Origin of the sequence: Amazonocrinis nigriterrae CENA67, from assembly GCF_016056305.1 — a bacterium.
GTDB lineage: Bacteria > Cyanobacteriota > Cyanobacteriia > Cyanobacteriales > Nostocaceae > Amazonocrinis > Amazonocrinis nigriterrae.
Genome location: NZ_JAECZC010000035.1, coordinates 1 through 17,630, shown reverse-complemented (window position 1 = coordinate 17,630; position 17,630 = coordinate 1). Strand labels below are relative to the sequence as shown.

Below are 17,630 nucleotides of genomic sequence, written 5' to 3'. Positions count from 1 at the left end.
ACATAGTAAAAATGAGAAACATAAATATTTTGATTGTTGAAGATGAAGCAATTGTTGCAAAAGATTTAGCAAATCGACTCAAAAGGTTTGGTTATACCGTTCCTGCTATAGCTTCTTCAGGGCAAGAAGCTATTAATAAATCTTTAGAAATTCGTCCTGACTTAGTGCTAATGGACATTAGACTAAAAGGCGAAATGGATGGAGTAGAAGCTGCACAAGAGATTCATAAGTATTTGGATATTCCCATAATTTATCTAACTGCTTATGCTGACGATAATACTTTGGAAAGAGCAAAAATTACAGAGCCATTTGGGTATTTACTCAAACCTTTCAAAGAGAGAGAATTACAAACTAATATTGAAATAGCACTGACAAAACACAAATTAGAAAAGCAATTGAAAGCTAACCAGAAATGGCTAACTACATTACTTAAAAGTATCAGTGATGGAGTGATTGCTAGTGATGTCAAAGAAACAGTAACTTTTATGAATAATGTTGCTGAGAAACTGACAGGATGGAAACAGGAAGAAGCTTTTGGGAGAAATTCATCAGAAATCTTCAATATAGCTGATGCAGAGACACGTAAGCCTCTAGAAAATCCTATAAAAAAAGTTATAGAAAATGGTGCTATTGTTGGTTTACCTATAGAAACTATTTTGATAGCTAAAAATGGTGCAGAAATACCAATTGATGATAGTGCTGCGCCAATTAAAGATGATAAAGATAATATTACAGGCGCAGTATTAATATTTCGGGATATAACTGAGCATAAAAAGGCTATTGAGGCTCGACAAAAGCAAATCGAACAAGAGCAACTTGTAGCGCAATTGGAAGAACTTAACCAAATTAAAAATGAATTTTTAAATTTAGTTTCTCATGAATTGCGATCGCCTCTGAGTAACATGAAAGTGATGATACAAATGTTACAACTTTCTCCTACCCCTGAAGAAGCTCAGCGTTATTTAGAACTGATGGAAAGCGAATGCGATCGCGAAATGGATCTGATCAACGATCTATTGGACTTACAACGACTGCAAACTTCATCTTTTATCCTTCTAGCCCCTGACGCATTGCTCTTGCAACAGTGGTTACCTTGGGTAATCGAGCCATTTCAAGCCCGTGTTCAGGAACATCAGCAAACCCTCCAACTTCATCTACCCTCAAATCTACCAACACTGTTCTCAGATAGCACTTGCTTGGAACGAATCTTAGTAGAATTGCTCAATAATGCCTGCAAATATACTCCTGCTGGTGGTGAAATTCTTTTAACAGTGTCTCACAACTCCTCTGAAACACCTCCAGCAACTATCATCACTGTCAGCAATTCAGTAGAAATTCCAACAGCAGCACTACCACGAATTTTTGATAAATTTTATCGTGTTCCTAATGCCGACTTTTGGAATCAAGGTGGTACAGGATTAGGACTAACTATAGTACAGAAATTAGTGCAACAATTGCAAGGAAGCATTCAAGTTGAAAGCACCAACGGATGGACAAGGTTTACCCTCAAATTAACTGATTTAGTTTTTACTTCTCTCTAGTAATATTTGTGACACTTATCAAGCAGTCCCGCAAAATCCGATATTTTTATTTCTAGATAAGTCGCTTTCACATCTACATTTGTTTAGCTGAGCTAGTGTATTCAGCCACTAGACAGCCTTTGCAATTAGAGTAAAAATTTTAGTTGTTTGAATAAGCTACAAAAGATAAATTACCATATTACAAATTAGTTCAACACATCCTTTAGGAAGATGACCTCAAGTAAGAGTAGCTCTAAATTAATTCTGGTGTGTCGAATAACTGCTTTCTATAGAGGTTTAGCTGCTGCTAAACCTTTTTTATGAGTAAAAAAGAAGGTAATATTAATTTCAGCTTTTTTTACATCCCTCTATTGGTTGATGAATCACTAAATACTAATAGCTAAATTGTTCTAATAGATTCTACTTCTACTCAAGGCTTAGTTTGCCACTAAGCCTTTTTTATTATGTATTTTTTAATGCCACAATTACTTGTAACTTATATAGCTGTAAAAAGCAATCAAAAGATAAAAAATGGATACATAACTGGCTATTTACATAGTCTAATTTAAAATTAGATTTTGTTGAAATACTTAGTATTAGATTAAACTTGTTAACTATTATTACAACGAACTTTTTTGTTTTGAGTCTAGATTTTTCTTACAAATTATACTTGATATCCTCAAGTGAACAATTGAAATTAGTCTTATTTAATATACGAACTATCGAACCACTGGTATTATATTTAAAGTCAGTGTGTAACTCAGCCTATCTTGATAAAATTATTTCGATATCCCCTTATCACTTTTCTGGATATTTGGTTACAATCTTTAGATAGATGAACTTCAATAATAGTATTCCTAAATTAACTAAATATGGTAAACTCTTGGTATATATAGGCTTGGTTTTTAGCCAAGCCTATTTTATGAAAAAAGTTATTTTATATAAGTTTTAATAATATTTAGGTATCCGACAAAAAAATAAGTATCATTCAAATTTTGTCTCCAAGAATAGGTTTATGTATAGAAGCTATGCAGTTAGAAAAGCTTTTTCATATATCAATTGCATAGTTAATATGTCAAACAAATAATCAAAAATGATAAGAGATTATCCACCTAGAGATAGGGGAGATAAATTTTTTGCAGCGTTAAGATCCCATTTGTTAATGCCTGAAAAACGTGTATCCACCCTGGCACAAAACCAGGGTCTTCTTTTTGAGTAAAATCACAATTGATAAGATACACTTCATAGCTAAATAATATATCAATGTAATTTATAGCAAAGTCATACATCTCTTGTTTATTGATAAAGTTTTAGTAGATGCCAAGTATTTTAAGATAATTAAAGTTGTTTAATGCTTATCATATTTTCATAGATTTGTACACAGCTAATAGGTAGATGAAGTGATATAAAAATAGATATAAATTAACAAGATATGGTAAACACCTGGTATACATATTGGCTTGGGTATTGCCCAAGCCTTTTTCATAGTTATTATAAATTCTTATAGTTGTCTGAAAATCAATAAATCCTCTTATAAAAAGTAATGACTTAGCAGTTTTAAAGATGTTTTGACACATACTAAAGGAAGATGAACTCCCAAAAAACTAGGTCTAAATTAATGTAGTACGTTGTTAAGCACAGCAATTATCTAGGTTTGGTTTAAGACCAAACCTTTTTTTTCTTAGTAAAAGAGTACTGCCGTATCAGTTGTTAGGCTATTTGCATAGAACCTATAGGAGGATGAACTAAAGTAAGAGTAAGTTTAAATTAATCTTGGTGTAGTAAATGCTTGGTATATTGCAGAGGCTTGGTTAAGCCAAGCCTTTTTTCTCAGTGATTGGGTAGCTATTTATAACTCATGAACGTATTCAGACAAATCTAGAGGAAGATGAAATTTCACAAAAGTAGATCTAAATTGACTTTGGATGTCTGCTTAAGCACTAGAATCTTGGGAGGCTTAGTTGAGTACTAAGCCTTTTACTTAACTAGACTGAAATCTTGCACTATTCTCAATCAACCCTGTGGTGGACACTACCAACAATGTAAAAATCAAGCTTTGAACGAACTATTAACAGTGTCCACTCTACAAAAATGTCAATGAATTTTGACTCTTGACTCTTGACACAAAGATATGCGCCAGTTGCGTAAGACCTGAGTATAAATCCTTATTTTCTAGTGTAATTGCAAAATAAGGATTAAAATTATGCATTTATTGCATTATATGGATGCAATAAGGTCTTGTAAATGGCATTCTCATTGGTAGGAATAGAGTCGATGGCATATTACAGAAAACCCCCTGGTATTAACCAGGGGATTTTTATTTAGAGGATAAAAGGCGATCGCTTATCGTCATCCTCTGCTAAATGGCAATAAATTCTTGAACTACATTAAACAAATCTAATTGCAAGAATTTATTGCCTTCGACTAATTGACAATTACTCACGCCTTAAACGTAAGAATCGGACTCAACCGCGCTACAACATCAACCATTTCCGCCTCAACCTGTACATCAATCACAGATTGAATCGGCTTGTAAGCTGCTGGTGCTTCCTCAATCCTGCGTTCTGCACGCAAGGTAATGCAGTCTACCCCAGTTAGTCCCAATTCAGCCTCACTTTGAGATGCACCTCTGCGGTTGAGGTCAAACCTAGAACGCACTCTTCCCGCGCCATGTGATGCAGAATAGCAAAACACTGGATTGCCTTTCCCCACCATTAGATAAGAATAAGCACCCATTGAACCAGGGATAATCACAGGTTGTCCTGCATGGGCGGGACAAGCACCTTTGCGCGTTACCCACCTGTGGATTTTAGATTGTAGAGACTTTGAATACAAGGTTTTTACATCTTCAGTTTGGGGCAAGGTGATGTTGTGCGGCAAGTCGTAAACTAAAGGTGCTTCCACATCACCATACACATCACGCAAACGTAAACGTAGCAGTTCGGCTAATAATAAGCGGTTGATAAAGCCGTAGTTAGCAGCTGTGGCCTCAGCTTTTAGGTAACTAGCAACTAGTTCTGGATGGGAATGAACAGAAAGAGGAAAAATTTGGGATTCTGGGTGCTTCAAACCTTTTGGCCAAGTTGCCTTTGCTTGATCTCGCCACATTCCGCCAATATATTTACCCACGTTACGAGAACCTGAGTGAATCATAAAAGCTAGTTGTCCTTCGCGCACTCCCCAAGCGTGGGCTAAGGCACGATTTTCAACTTTATCAACTCGCTGCACTTCTACAAAATGGTTGCCAGAACCAATAGTTGCCAGTCCGCCATCGCGTACTAACCCATCATCAGGAACCAATTCTTCTGGTGCAAGTTTCCAGTCACCATCCATTGAACCACCTAAAAAGATGCGTTCGCCCTTGGCGTTGGCGCAGCCATCGCTCTCCTGAACAAGTTGATCTACATCAGACTTAACTACACTCCCAGTAGGCTTATCCAACATGGCATCTATCCAACCGGGAACCCCATACTGAAACAAAGCTCGCATTGTCTGAGCAGTCATTGTGACATCACGCGTACCGAAAAAATAATCCCCCTTCATGCGTTCTACAAATAAATCGCGCTTTGCCAAGAATTCATCAATTGTTAAATCGGCAACATGTAGACGCATTCCACAATTGATATCAGAACCGACAGCCGCAGGGATGACTTGATCCACAGTCTCTACGACTGAACCAATAGCAACACCAGCATCACCAGGGTGAAAGTCAGGTGTAGCACAGGCACGACAGACACATCCCCCTGCTGGATGACGAATGTTTGCCAAATTTGCTAACTGCTTCAGTGCTTTGGCTTCTACAGGAAAGCCTTCCGGCAATAACACTTCTGCTACTGGGGCATCAGCAGCATTAACTAAACGGATGAAATAAGTGTGATTACTGTAATTTACATCCAAACCTTGCCGCGCTAAAGCACGCAGGAGACGTTGAAGATTTTTTGGCTGCATGAAAACTCCGTGGGAGCCTTAAAAAGATCCTTTGTTTTGAAGAGATTGAGGAGACATGGGTTCAGCAGCCGCGTCTGGGGTAGTTTTGCTAGTTGTTGTCCCAGATTTGTGGGGAAACCAACAGGTTTATTCTAACAATTTTGGTTATATAGCCTTAATAACACACACTTTCATAAGATGGCAAGTTTAAGTTTTCGCTAACTCGCCCAGGATATCTAGGGTTTATGGATGAATGGCACGCTTGAAAACCTGAAACCTCGCTTTTGGCAGGATGTAGGGGGTAGTGCAAGGGGTGTAAGGTTAATCAAAACGTGCATTTTAGTCCACCGTATACAATCCAGTTGTCCCTAATAGATGTAGCGATCGCAGGCAAATTAAATTGCGATATCTTCTCAAAAAATTAGGCTTGACTGCTACTAATATACTGAAATTTTAATTAAAAAATTACCTATTTTCAATTGATTTGCTTACCTGATAAATATCTATTGCCTCAAAAAATATGCGGCTATTATGTCATGGGTTATTCAAAATTTTGAAGGCTAAATTTTAAGATTTCATCGTCTATCTAGCTATTACAGTACTGAAAATAACTGTTTTTCTTCAGCCTTAATGCTAATTCTATATCAACCGCTTCAATTTAAGCGAATTTCTAAAAATGAATGTTAACTCACAGAATGCTAGTTCAACGCGTAAACCTAAAAATTTTAATAACCCAGAACGTTTTATTGAAGGATGGTATTGGGTAATACCCTCTAAAAATCTGGGTTTATGTGAAGTAAAATCTGTGACTATTTTGGGTAGGGAATTAGTAGTTTACCGTGGTCAAGACAAAAGAGTAGTTATCTGTGACGCCTACTGTCCACATATGGGCGCTCACCTTGCTGAAGGTAATGTTGAGGGTAATGAACTACGCTGTTTGTTCCATCACTGGAAATTTGATGCTAAAGGTATCTGTGTTGATATTCCATGTTTAGATGAGCCACTTCCCATCAAGTTAAAAACTTGGCCCAGTGCTGAGAAGTACGGAATGATTTGGGTTTGGACTGGTGAATTTCCTCAGCAACCTCTACCATTTGTCCCAGAATTAGAACACAAGGACTGTGATGTAGCGTTCGGGCCCCGTTTCGTGATGAATTGTCACCCTAATGTGGTAGGGATTAATGCCATTGACGCTCAACACTTTAATACAGTTCACAAACTGCTATCAGAAATCATTTTTGAAAAACAGGAACTGAATGAAAATGCTATTACTTTCATTAACACTACATATAGTGACCAAGATTCTTTTTTAATCAAACTTATCCGTCCCTTCTACAAAAATCCTGTAACCTACAGTATTTGCTATTGGTACGGCAGTATTGGCATGGTGACACTTGGTTTTGACTTATTTCATATCCACGTTATGTTCGCTATGCGCCTCCTGGAAGAGGGAAAAGCAAAAGTGCAGACTCTGGCGATGATTAAGAAACGCAAGGGAATTCTTGGTTGGTTATACAATCGAATTGTACTGTGGCTAACTAAGATTGTCGGTAACCACTTTATCAAGGCTGACATCAGGATTTTTCAGACGATTAAGTTTGATCTGAAAACCCCAATTAAGGCAGATCAGTCAATTATGCAGTTTATTAGTCATCTGGAGAAACAAAAACCCTTAATGTGGAAGACTTGGAAACTGGCGCGATCGCGAGATATAGAATTTACCGAAAATCGCGATAAATGGCGAGATGCCCTGTCTAATGATTAAATCTTGAATAATTAAAAAACTAAAAAGCTAGTCAACTTGACCTTTTTAGTTTTTCTTAATTATTTCTTTATATTTTAGTGAATAAAAAGAAGTGGCAAAGCCACTTCGTAATTCCCAGGTAGAACCTAAAAATGAGTATAACCACTAGGCAAATCGAAAATAGTATAAAGTAACACTGATTATTTTGCTATCTGTGTTTTTTTAACCTTTTAAACCAGGGAACCCTAATTTTCATGCTGCAAATAACCGTTTGGTACATCACTGTTACCAGTGCTAGTCTTCTATCCTCAAAATAGCTGCGGAGCCTGATGCCCTGTATCAGGCAGTCAAAAATCTCTAATGACGCCAGTTGCAAAGGCTGTTGGCAAAGTTTTTCGGCAGTTCCTTCAAGATAGCGAGCTTCGTGGCTCCTTTATTCCCGACCTCAACAAATAAGCTAGCTACGTTAGTCTTGAATATGTTGCTTATGGGTTAAAATGGCTGGAACGCTTGTATTATAAAGAGTATGATTTCCTAAAACTATTTTTTGAAAAACTTTTCATCACAGAAACAGAGATGATAAAAGTGAAATGTTACTGTGTATGTATTTTTATTAGCAACTATAAAATTACTAGACGAGTAAACCAGGCAAAAAAGCAGTACTAAAGTACGAAAAAAGTAGAAATGGTAAAAAAATATTAGAAAATCAGGAATAGTAGGCTTATATTATTGCTTTTGCGTGTTTATTAAACTTATGCGTGTTTTTGTATTGATTTTTAATGCCCACACTGAAAATGAGGGAATTCACACGATTCGGGTAGGCGATCGCAATAAAATTTTGATGTTTGAGTCAGAAGACGACGCTCTGCGCTATGCTTTAATGCTGGAAGCTCAAGATTTTCCCACACCGACAGTAGAAGCACTGGATGCTGAAGAAATCAAGGAATTTTGCGAAAGTGCTGGTTATGAATGGGAAATTGTTCCAGAAAACAGCGATTTAATCATTCCCCCAGAACTAAACGTGGAAGAAACCGACTGGCAAGCCGATAGCCAAAATGAGGATACTATTGAGGACACCTCCGGCTTTCAGGAAGCGCCACAAGAATCAGAATTGTCTGATTCTGAACTAGATAGAATTCGTCGTCAGCTAGAAGGGTTATTGTAGTTAGTCATTGGTCATTAGTCAGTGGTCATTAGTCAGTGGAGTACGGTCTTGGGGTTTCCCCCTTCGGGTTTGGCAGTGACGCTCCTGCGTCGCTAACGCAATCGGCGGAAGCCGCCAAGACTGCGACTGCCTCACCAAGTGGATCATCTGGCGTGGTTTCTCCCATGAGCAACTGACGATCTCAAGAGCGATCTTCGACGTAGGAGGGTCACCCGAAGGGTCATTACTGATTAAGTAACTGACAACTGACAACTGACAACTGACAATTGACAGAGGATAAAGGACAAATGACAAATTTGCAGGAACGCGGGCATCTTTTGACCGAACAAGTAAATCCTAACAGTCTGAACTTAGACCAGCTCAGCTCTTTAGAATTTGTAGAACTTTTCAATAGCGAAGACTCGAAGGCAGTTGAAGCGGTAGCTGCCGCTAAAATTCAGTTGGCTCAAGCCATTGACCGAACTGCCGAGCGTTTGCGCCAAGGGGGACGCTTGTTTTATATTGGTGCTGGCACAAGTGGCAGATTAGGGGTGTTAGATGCAGCGGAATGTCCACCTACTTTTTGCACGCCACCAGAATTAGTACAGGGAATTATTGCTGGTGGTGCTGGCGCACTGGTACGCAGTTCAGAAGATTTAGAAGACCGTGCTGAAGACGGAGAAACAGCGATCGCTACTAGACATGTTACACAACTAGATGTAGTAGTGGGCATTACTGCTGGCGGTACTACACCTTTTGTTCACGGTGCGCTGAATGCCGCTCGACAAAGGGGAGCCATGACTATATTTATCGCCTGTGTTCCTGCGACACAAGTTCAATTTGAGGCTGATATTGATATCCGGCTGTTGACTGGGCCAGAAGTGCTAGCTGGTTCAACTCGCTTGAAAGCTGGTACAGCAACGAAGTTAACTTTAAATATCCTGTCTACCGGGGTGATGGTCAAACTAGGCAAAGTTTATGGCAATCGTATGGTGGATGTAGCAGTAACAAATCAAAAATTGCGCGATCGCGCTTTGCGAATTTTACAAGACCTCACAGGCTTAAGTCGTGAAGCCGCTGGTTTCATACTAGAACGTAGCGGTAAGTGGGTCAAGCTAGCGCTGTTGATGCACTGGACTGGTTTGGAAAAAGATGCAGGCGATCGACTGCTGTCAGAACATCAAGGTAATCTCCGAGAAGCTGTTGAAAGCTACAAAAACAGCAATCAACCCTGACCATCGCTAATTACTAGTTAACAAGAAGGCTGTGGAGGGTTAGGTGTAGGGTGTAGGGACAATAAATTAGTGTTTGCTTTGTACCCAGTTGGCTGCGGGGCAGGGTGTACAAAAATACAATTTTTGCTTTATCCCCTATATTCTACACCCTAATTCTTATCACATTTTTTTACATTAAAAAATCATTAATAAATTGTTTTTTATTATTACTAATATATTAGTCAATTTTAGCAAAAAATATCAGGATATGCATATATCAATCAAGCATGAATTGAGCTTTATCCCATATAGATGTACAATACAAATAAATGCCGAAGGCTCAATCTAACTCTACCTTCACAAGCAGCTGCCTGTACCTAGTGCTGGCATTCTGTAGCAAGTTAACGTGGAGTAGAGATAGATAAAAAGTAGCATCTCTGTAGGCAAAGGGAATATCTCGTAAAACCGACTCTGACAAAAGCTAAAAGCTCTACGGCGTTAATCTTTGGAATCTGCACAATTAACACGATTTGAGTGTATTTACACCTAGTTATACCAATTGTATGTAGGTTGCGCTTGATTAATGTAGGGGTAATTCATGAATTATCCTGCATAGCGTGTTGTTTTGCGTAAGTCCTATAAGCGCATCTTCAAAAATAAATGGTATGACTAAATACCATTTAAGCCGTTCAACATAAAAGTTGCATATTTAATCATGTTGACTGTTGACTGTTAATTTGTAACTATTAACAGCCAAAAACTGTAATCAGTGATTGTGCAATTGAGATATTTTAGCTGATTACAAAGCTAAAACATCAGCATACTTAAAGTTCTTAAGGCTTGGTAATCAATTGGATTCTATGTCGGTTTTTTGATGAATCATTGCCAATTCACCTACAAGCCTTTCCCTATTTAAAATCTAGAGGAGTCAATGACTATCACTACTGGCAGCAAGGCAAAAAATGCATATAAACGCCTTGAACAAGAAACGCATTTATCAGGAAAAATCCTGTTAAAAAATGGTATCAAATGTGAAGATACCAACAAAAAAGAGCCAATGGCTGACAGTTCCATAATCGATGGCTCAAACCGTGGTCGAGTAGCTATTTTTATTGATGGTGTAAACTTGTTTCATGCAGCTTTGCAACTTGGCATTGAAATCGACTATCTGAAATTGCTTTGTCGTTTAACTGCTGACTCCAGGCTGTTGCGTGCTTTCTTCTACACAACAGTTGATATTTCACGACAAACTGCCACACGTCCACGCGCCAATGAAAAGCAACAAGGTTTTCTATTTTGGATGCGTCGGAATGGTTATCGTGTAGTTACCAAAGAAGTTCAACTGACAGATAATTCCAAAAAACCCAATTTGAATGTAGAGATTGCCGTTGATATGATCACTCTAGCTCCCCACTACGATACTGCGGTTTTAGTCAGTGGGGATGGAGATTTAGCTTATGCTGTTGATGCTGTTACTAGCAAAGGAGCTAGGGTTGAAGTGGTGAGTCTACGGACGATGACCAGCGACAGCCTGATTGATGTTGCTGATTACTTCCTTGACATCGATAGCATCAAGCATCACATTCAAAAGGATTCTTACCCAGGCTACAATTATCGAACGCTGTCTAATTCCAATCTGTAACTCTCCATTGAATGTTACATAGTAGGGGGAATGAGGGAGATGAGGGAGATGAGGGAGATGAGGGAGACAAAAATAATTACTCCTAACTCTTAACTCCTAACTCCTAACTCTTGGCTTATACTTAACTCTGCGTATTTTACTTAATCCTGATCAAGATGGATATTTTAATTGTTGAGGATGAATCAGAAATTGCTCAATTAATCCAACGTACTTTAGAAAAAGAAGGATTTTCCTGTCGCATTAGCCGTGATGGTGTCAACGCTTTGCATATGTTTCAGGATCAACCACCAGATTTAATTATCTTAGATTTAATGATTCCTGGATTAGATGGACTGGAAGTTTGTGCGAGAATTCGTCAGAAACCTGGTGTAAAAGACCCTTATATTTTAATGCTGACTGCTAAAGGCGAGGAAATCGATCGCGTCATTGGCTTATCTACTGGTGCTGATGACTACATGGTTAAACCCTTCAGCCCTAGAGAGTTGGTTGCTAGAGTGCGGGCGCTATTGCGGCGTAGCCTCCGTCAAGGAGGACAACATCAACTCAATCGTACCCAACACTTTATAGTGGATTTAGATCAATACACTGCCAGTCGTCAGATGGATTCTCAAGAACCAGAAACTTTGGACTTAACTACCCTAGAATTTAACTTGTTAAGTACTTTTGTCAGCCATCCTGGTCGAGTTTGGAACCGCAGCCAGCTAATTGATAAACTTTGGGGTGATAATTTTTTTGGTGATGAGCGGGTAGTAGATACTCATGTAGCTCGATTACGCAAAAAAATTGAGCCTGACCCTGCTAATCCTACTTTTATTAAAACTGTTGTTGGGGTCGGTTATAAATTTGAAGACTCCCCCGTGATGTGAGGATGACCAAGATGAGTTGGCGTTGGACAAAGTCCTTGCCTTTGGCATCGCGTCTATTTTTCTCCCACCTAGTGGTGATGATAGTAGGCGTGATTAGTCTTGTGATCATGAGTAAAGTTTCTTCTCCCCGCTTTTTTGTACTGCACTTGGAAAGTTTAGAAAGCAGAGGGTGGAAATTAATTGGTGTCCGTACTGAACTGGTTGAAGGTTTTGAAACTGCTTGGCGACGCAGTACGCTTTGGTCAGTCATAGTCGGTACCAGCGCTGCGGGAGGTTTGAGTTATTGGGTATCCAAACGCATCATGCAGCGGTTAACAGAAATGGAACAAATTACACAAAAGTTTGCCGCAGGTCAGTTGTCAGCGCGTTTACCGCTGTCTGACATTCCAGAACTCAATCGCTTGGGTGCTAGTTTTAATCGCATGGCAGCGAGTTTAGAAGGAGTGGAAGCGCGACGACGCGAATTGATTGGAGACATGACTCATGAACTGCGGACACCGCTAACAGTTGTGCGCGGTTACTTAGAGGAACTGGCTGAGGGAGAAATCGAACCTTCTGCTGAGATTTATCAGCGATTAACAAAAGAAACTAAGCGTTTAGAACGTTTAGTCAACGATTTACAAGAACTTTCCAAGGCAGAAGCTGGTTATTTGCCAATTAATATACAGCCGATGAATTTGTATCCTTTATTGGAGTCATTAGTAGAGAAATTTTCTGACCAGCTTTTGGAAGATGGCCCGGTTTTACGTTCAGAATTTCCATCACAATTGCCGCTGGTACTGGCAGATATTGACCGTACAGAACAGGTACTAGTCAACTTGCTGGGAAATGCAGTACGATACACAAGCAAAGGAGCAATTACTCTCCGTGCTTGGACTGAAGGATCTAAACTCTGGTTGGAAGTTGCGGATACAGGTATTGGAATTGCCTCAAAAGATTTGCCGAATGTGTTTGAGCGTTTTTGGCGAGCTGATCAATCACGCGATCGCCATTCTGGAGGAACAGGTATTGGTTTAACAATATCCCGCCGTTTAGTTGAATTACAAGGCGGTCAAATTCAGGTAGAAAGTGAACTGGGAGTTGGTAGTAAATTCCGTTTTTTCCTACCTTTAGTTTGAATAGATACAAACAATCGTCACAAGTCGGTTGCACCTGTGTCATATCCAATTGCTAGGTTGAAAGATATTAGGGACTGGGGACTGGGGTAAAGGGTTACTGGGGACTGGGAAAGAGATAAAAAAGAAAGCCCAATTCCCAATTCCCAATTCCCCTTCGGGTTCGCCAGTCGCTCATGGGGGAAACCCCCAAGACCGCGCTGGCTCACCAATTCCCAATTCCCAATTCCCAATTCCCAATACCTAGCCTTCATATGACTACTTTTATTCTGGCTACATTTTTGGTTAGCTTACTCACTGCATCAGGTTGGGCTGCGATCGCTTACCTGTTTCCTCAAAATGATTCCCAAGACTAAGCGCTGTAATTACAACTGTTTCATGTATCTTGATATTTTTATGGTACGAGTGGTAAATTCTCTCATGTTCTAATGTTGGCTTAGATTCTAGCAATCAAACCCGTCTTTAATTAGACATAACAAATAGCAGGCTAGTTATATTTAACGGTATAATTCACAGCTTGTTTATTTTTGTTTAAAATTCAGTGCAAGTACCGATTTATGTGTGTTCTGACTTTGCATAATATTTATATTATTGAGAAAATACCAGGGTAGCCTCAAAGTTATTAAATAGGAATATCTTCACAATCAAGTAAAAAACGGCATTCGCGATAACCGAGAGGAAAAAGTTTTCATCCTTCCATTGCTGAGCCACTGAGTATGTAAATTTGCTCAAACAAATTGCGTAATAGCTTGATACAGGTTATTGTTGATGAATCGTCAAATAAGTTAAAACACATTTAGTTTGCATGATTTAATTTCATTGAATTCTTGTGATGTAGGTATCTCACCCTACTATATGCAACTGAAATGTGGAACAGCTTAGCTTAAGGAGTGTTGACAATGAATCAAATACAACTAACTTTAGTTATTAGTTATCTATTGATGTCGTGCTATTTTTTCAGCAACTGGCTCAGATTTTCTCTGCGACATCCTAGTTCTTCTCCAGAAGAAAAATTTTTATCTTTTGTGATGTTTTTGATTACAACAATCTTTTGGCCTTTAACTATTGTAATGTCTTTGTTAGAAATATTTCAAAAACGCAAATTAGAGTTGAGTAATATTATTCCTGTTATTTTAGCTATATTTGCTTTTAGTATTTCATATTACCTGAGTTATGTGTATTAAGCTTAAACATATCGAAATTGCATAGCTAATGGTATAATCCTAGCTCAAAGCAAGCTAAGTATAGGGTCTTCAGAGCTTCATTAACCCTTAACCGTTAACTGATAACTGTTGAAGTTTGCTTTAATGGGCAACTAGTATTACTTTGTTTCTAAATAACTTGTATTAAAAATTACTAAATAATCAAGTTTTTTTATCACACTATGCTTAATAATTAAGCAGATCAAAATTTTGTATTAAAAAATACTTAGTTTTTGAGATTTCACAAAAATTTTGTATAATAATAACCATTATTGTACTACGTTACCTGAACTTTTTAACTACGTATGGTGGCAAAAGCAAAAAGTTAAAATCAGATAATTGCTGATTTGAGAAGTCTCTGCTACTACCAGTAAACAGAAAACTCTTGTTGAGAGAGTACACAAAATCAATTAATATGGAGCGCCGTAAGTTTCTAAGGTATGCTACTTTAGCGGGGTCAGGTTTGGTCTTAGCTAGCTGTATTCGGGGTGGAAATTCTAACTCACAAAAGGAAGTACCGCCCTCAGCGTCACCTGTCGTAGTTAACGAACCTCTAAAGGTAGGATTTGTTTATGTAGGGCCTGTGGGGGATTTTGGATGGACTTATTCTCATGATTTAGGTCGCAGAGAAATGGAGTCCAATCTTCAGGATAAAGTCAAGACTACATTTGTGGAAAGTGTCAACGAAGGTGCTGACGCCGAAAGGGTCATTCGCCAACTAGCCTTAGATGGCAATAAGTTAATTTTCACAACTTCCTTTGGCTATATGAACCCGACTATTAAAGTTGCCAAGGATTTTCCTAATATTTTCTTTGAACACTGTACAGGATATAAGCGTGCTGCTAATGTCGGCACTTATCTAGGACGGTTTGAAGAAACGCGATACCTCACCGGCATGATTGCTGGCAAAATGACAAAATCCAATGTCATTGGTTTTATTGGCGCATACCCAATCCCCGAAGTAATTCGTGGCATCTGTGCATTCACCCAAGGACTGCGGGCAACAAATCCACAAGCTAAAGTGAGAGTGCTTTGGGTACAAAGTTGGTACGATCCAGCTAAAGAAAGGGAAGCAGCACAAGCTTTAGTAAATTTGGGTGCAGATGTGCTGACCCAGCATACTGACTCTGCTGCTGCTGTACAACTGGCTGAGGAAAAAGGTATTTATGCTTTTGGCTACAACACTGATATGAGTAAGTTTGGTGCCAAAGCGCACCTGACATCAGCGATTAATAAGTGGGGTAAATTTTATACAGATCAAGCCTTAGCTGTGATTAATGGCACATGGAAATCGCAAGAGGTTTGGGATGGTATTGGCCAAGGAATGGTGGATCTTTCACCCATGAATCAAGCAATTCCGGCTGATGTACAGCAATTAGTGAACGCCAAGCGCGAGGAATTGATTAAAGGTATCGCCCATCCTTTTGATGGCCCGGTGAAAGACCAGAAGGGTGTGGTGCGAGTGCCAAAGGGCAAAGTATTAAATGATAAAGATCAACTGGCAATGGATTGGTATGTTGAGGGGGTTGAAGGGTCAATTCCCAAAGAGAAATCTTAAGCATTGATCACTAATAACTGATGACTAATGCTAGTTTTTCACTCAGCACTCAGCAGTAGAGACGATTCGCCGAATCGTCTCTACTCAGCACTCAGCACTTAAAAAAAACTGTGTGATGAATCAATTAGTTTCTCGGTTGCAGGTTAGGAATATTAGTAAATCGTATCCTGGTTGTTTGGCGAATCAACAGGTAAATTTGACGATTCTACCAGGTGAGATTCATGCCTTATTGGGAGAAAATGGGGCAGGCAAGAGTACTTTAATGAAAATTATATATGGATTAGTACGTCCTGATGCTGGAGAAATTTTTTGGGAAGGGAAGCAGATTAATCTTCATAGTCCATCCCAAGCAAGAAATCTAGGCATTGGAATGGTGTTCCAGCACTTTAGTTTATTTGATACTTTAACAGCAACAGAAAATATTGCCCTGACACTTTCCCCAAAGGAAAAATGGAATTTATTAAGGCTTAGTCAAAAAATTCGCACTTTATCTGAAGCATACGGTTTAAATATAGAGTGCGATCGCCCCGTCCATACACTCTCAGTTGGAGAAAAACAGCGTCTGGAAATTCTTCGCTGTCTCTACCACAAAACAAAGTTGCTGATTTTAGATGAACCAACGGCAGTTTTGACTCCCCAAGAAACAGAAAAACTCTTTGCGACTTTACAGCAAATTGCCTCTGATGGTTGCAGTATTTTATTTAGCAGTCATAAGTTACCAGAAGTGCAATTTCTATGCAGTAATGCCACAATACTACGCCAAGGCCAGGTTGTCGCCCAGTGTAACCCCCAACAGGAAACACCAGCAAGTTTAGCAAAGTTGATGATTGGTTCTGAACAAGGGGGCGGGGAAGAGTTTTATCAAACTTTAATCTCTGGTAAACAACAAAAAGAAAAACCATTAGGGCCAGTTTGCTTGCAAGTTAACAATTTGTGTTTGAAAAGCCAAAATCCCTACGGGATGATGTTGCAACACATTGATTTGCAAGTTCACATAGGTGAAATTGTAGGCATTGCTGGAGTTGCTGGGAACGGACAAACAGAACTTTTAGCTGCTTTGAGTGGTGAAATTTTGTGTCCCCAGCCGGAAATGATTTTACTAGGTGAGATGCCCATCGGTGATTGTGGTGTTGCGAAACGTCGCCGCTTGGGATTGGCATATGTGCCAGAAGAACGGCTACAAAAGGGTGTAGTCTCAAACTTCAGTTTGCTGGAAAATGCCTTGTTGACAGCCCACAGTCAAGGATTGGTAAGTCGTGGTAGGATTCGTTTTCGGAAGTTAAAAGCTTGGACTCAAAGAATTTGTGATGCTTTCAATGTGAGTCCCGCAGTGATAGATATGCCTGCGGCGAGTTTATCAGGTGGTAACTTACAAAAGTTTATTATGGGGCGGGAAATATCCCAAAATCCCGCAGTATTGATTGCAGCACATCCTACTTGGGGTGTGGATGTTAGCGCCACTGCTAGTATTCATCAAGCATTAATCGAGATACGGGATCATGGTGCAGCGGTGCTAATGATTTCCGAAGATTTAGATGAATTGTTTGCATTGTGCGATCGCATTGGCGCAATCTATAAAGGACAACTTTCTGCCTTCAAACCAGTTACACAAACTAGCCGCGATGAAATTGGGCGTTGGATGGCGGGTTTGGAATGACTGGAGTTAGGAAGCAGGGGAGTGGGGGAGCGGGGGAGCGG

At 39.3% G+C, this 17,630-nt stretch carries 11 protein-coding genes; 10 read left to right on the top strand and 1 reads right to left on the bottom strand.

Going from position 1 to position 17,630, the window contains the following annotated elements; all coding sequences use genetic code 11:
• Positions 1-11: 11 nt before the first annotated feature.
• Positions 12-1,541 carry a hybrid sensor histidine kinase/response regulator gene (locus I8748_RS18155; RefSeq protein ID WP_198125973.1) on the top strand — a complete coding sequence of 510 codons (1,530 nt, stop codon included), beginning with the start codon at positions 12-14 and terminating at the stop codon, positions 1,539-1,541.
• Positions 1,542-3,959: 2,418 nt separating this feature from the next.
• Here the strand turns inward: I8748_RS18155 and I8748_RS18150 are convergent.
• The gene (locus I8748_RS18150) at positions 3,960-5,468 is read right to left on the bottom strand and encodes an RtcB family protein (protein WP_198125972.1); all 1,509 of its coding nucleotides are present in this window, start codon (positions 5,466-5,468) and stop codon (positions 3,960-3,962) included.
• A gap of 655 nt (positions 5,469-6,123) precedes the next feature.
• Between I8748_RS18150 and I8748_RS18145 the strand changes: the two genes are divergently transcribed.
• From I8748_RS18145 to I8748_RS18110, 9 genes are all read left to right on the top strand, one after another.
• Positions 6,124-7,212 (top strand): aromatic ring-hydroxylating dioxygenase subunit alpha, encoded by a 1,089-nt coding sequence (locus tag I8748_RS18145; protein WP_198125971.1) that lies wholly within the window; start codon positions 6,124-6,126, stop codon positions 7,210-7,212.
• A 733-nt stretch (positions 7,213-7,945) separates the two neighbouring features.
• Positions 7,946-8,356: a DUF3110 domain-containing protein gene (locus I8748_RS18140; RefSeq protein WP_198125970.1), complete on the top strand. Its 411-nt coding sequence runs from the start codon at positions 7,946-7,948 to the stop codon at positions 8,354-8,356.
• 287 nt (positions 8,357-8,643) lie between these two features.
• Entirely contained in the window at positions 8,644-9,570 is a 927-nt protein-coding gene (murQ, locus tag I8748_RS18135; protein WP_198125969.1) for an N-acetylmuramic acid 6-phosphate etherase, read from the top strand.
• Between the two features lie 910 nt (positions 9,571-10,480).
• The gene (locus tag I8748_RS18130) at positions 10,481-11,191 is read left to right on the top strand and encodes a LabA-like NYN domain-containing protein (protein WP_198125968.1); all 711 of its coding nucleotides are present in this window, start codon (positions 10,481-10,483) and stop codon (positions 11,189-11,191) included.
• 155 nt (positions 11,192-11,346) lie between these two features.
• The gene (locus I8748_RS18125; RefSeq protein ID WP_198125967.1) at positions 11,347-12,057 is read left to right on the top strand and encodes a response regulator transcription factor; all 711 of its coding nucleotides are present in this window, start codon (positions 11,347-11,349) and stop codon (positions 12,055-12,057) included.
• Positions 12,058-12,059: 2 nt separating this feature from the next.
• Positions 12,060-13,175: a sensor histidine kinase gene (locus tag I8748_RS18120; protein ID WP_198125966.1), complete on the top strand. Its 1,116-nt coding sequence runs from the start codon at positions 12,060-12,062 to the stop codon at positions 13,173-13,175.
• Between the two features lie 896 nt (positions 13,176-14,071).
• Positions 14,072-14,356: a hypothetical protein gene (locus tag I8748_RS34650; RefSeq protein ID WP_214662643.1), complete on the top strand. Its 285-nt coding sequence runs from the start codon at positions 14,072-14,074 to the stop codon at positions 14,354-14,356.
• Positions 14,357-14,789: 433 nt separating this feature from the next.
• On the top strand, positions 14,790-15,932 hold the full coding sequence (locus I8748_RS18115; RefSeq protein ID WP_198125965.1) for a BMP family ABC transporter substrate-binding protein: 1,143 nt from the start codon (positions 14,790-14,792) through the stop codon (positions 15,930-15,932).
• 115 nt (positions 15,933-16,047) lie between these two features.
• Complete coding sequence (locus tag I8748_RS18110) at positions 16,048-17,589, top strand: ABC transporter ATP-binding protein (protein ID WP_198125964.1); 1,542 nt, start codon at positions 16,048-16,050, stop codon at positions 17,587-17,589.
• Positions 17,590-17,630: the final 41 nt, after the last annotated feature.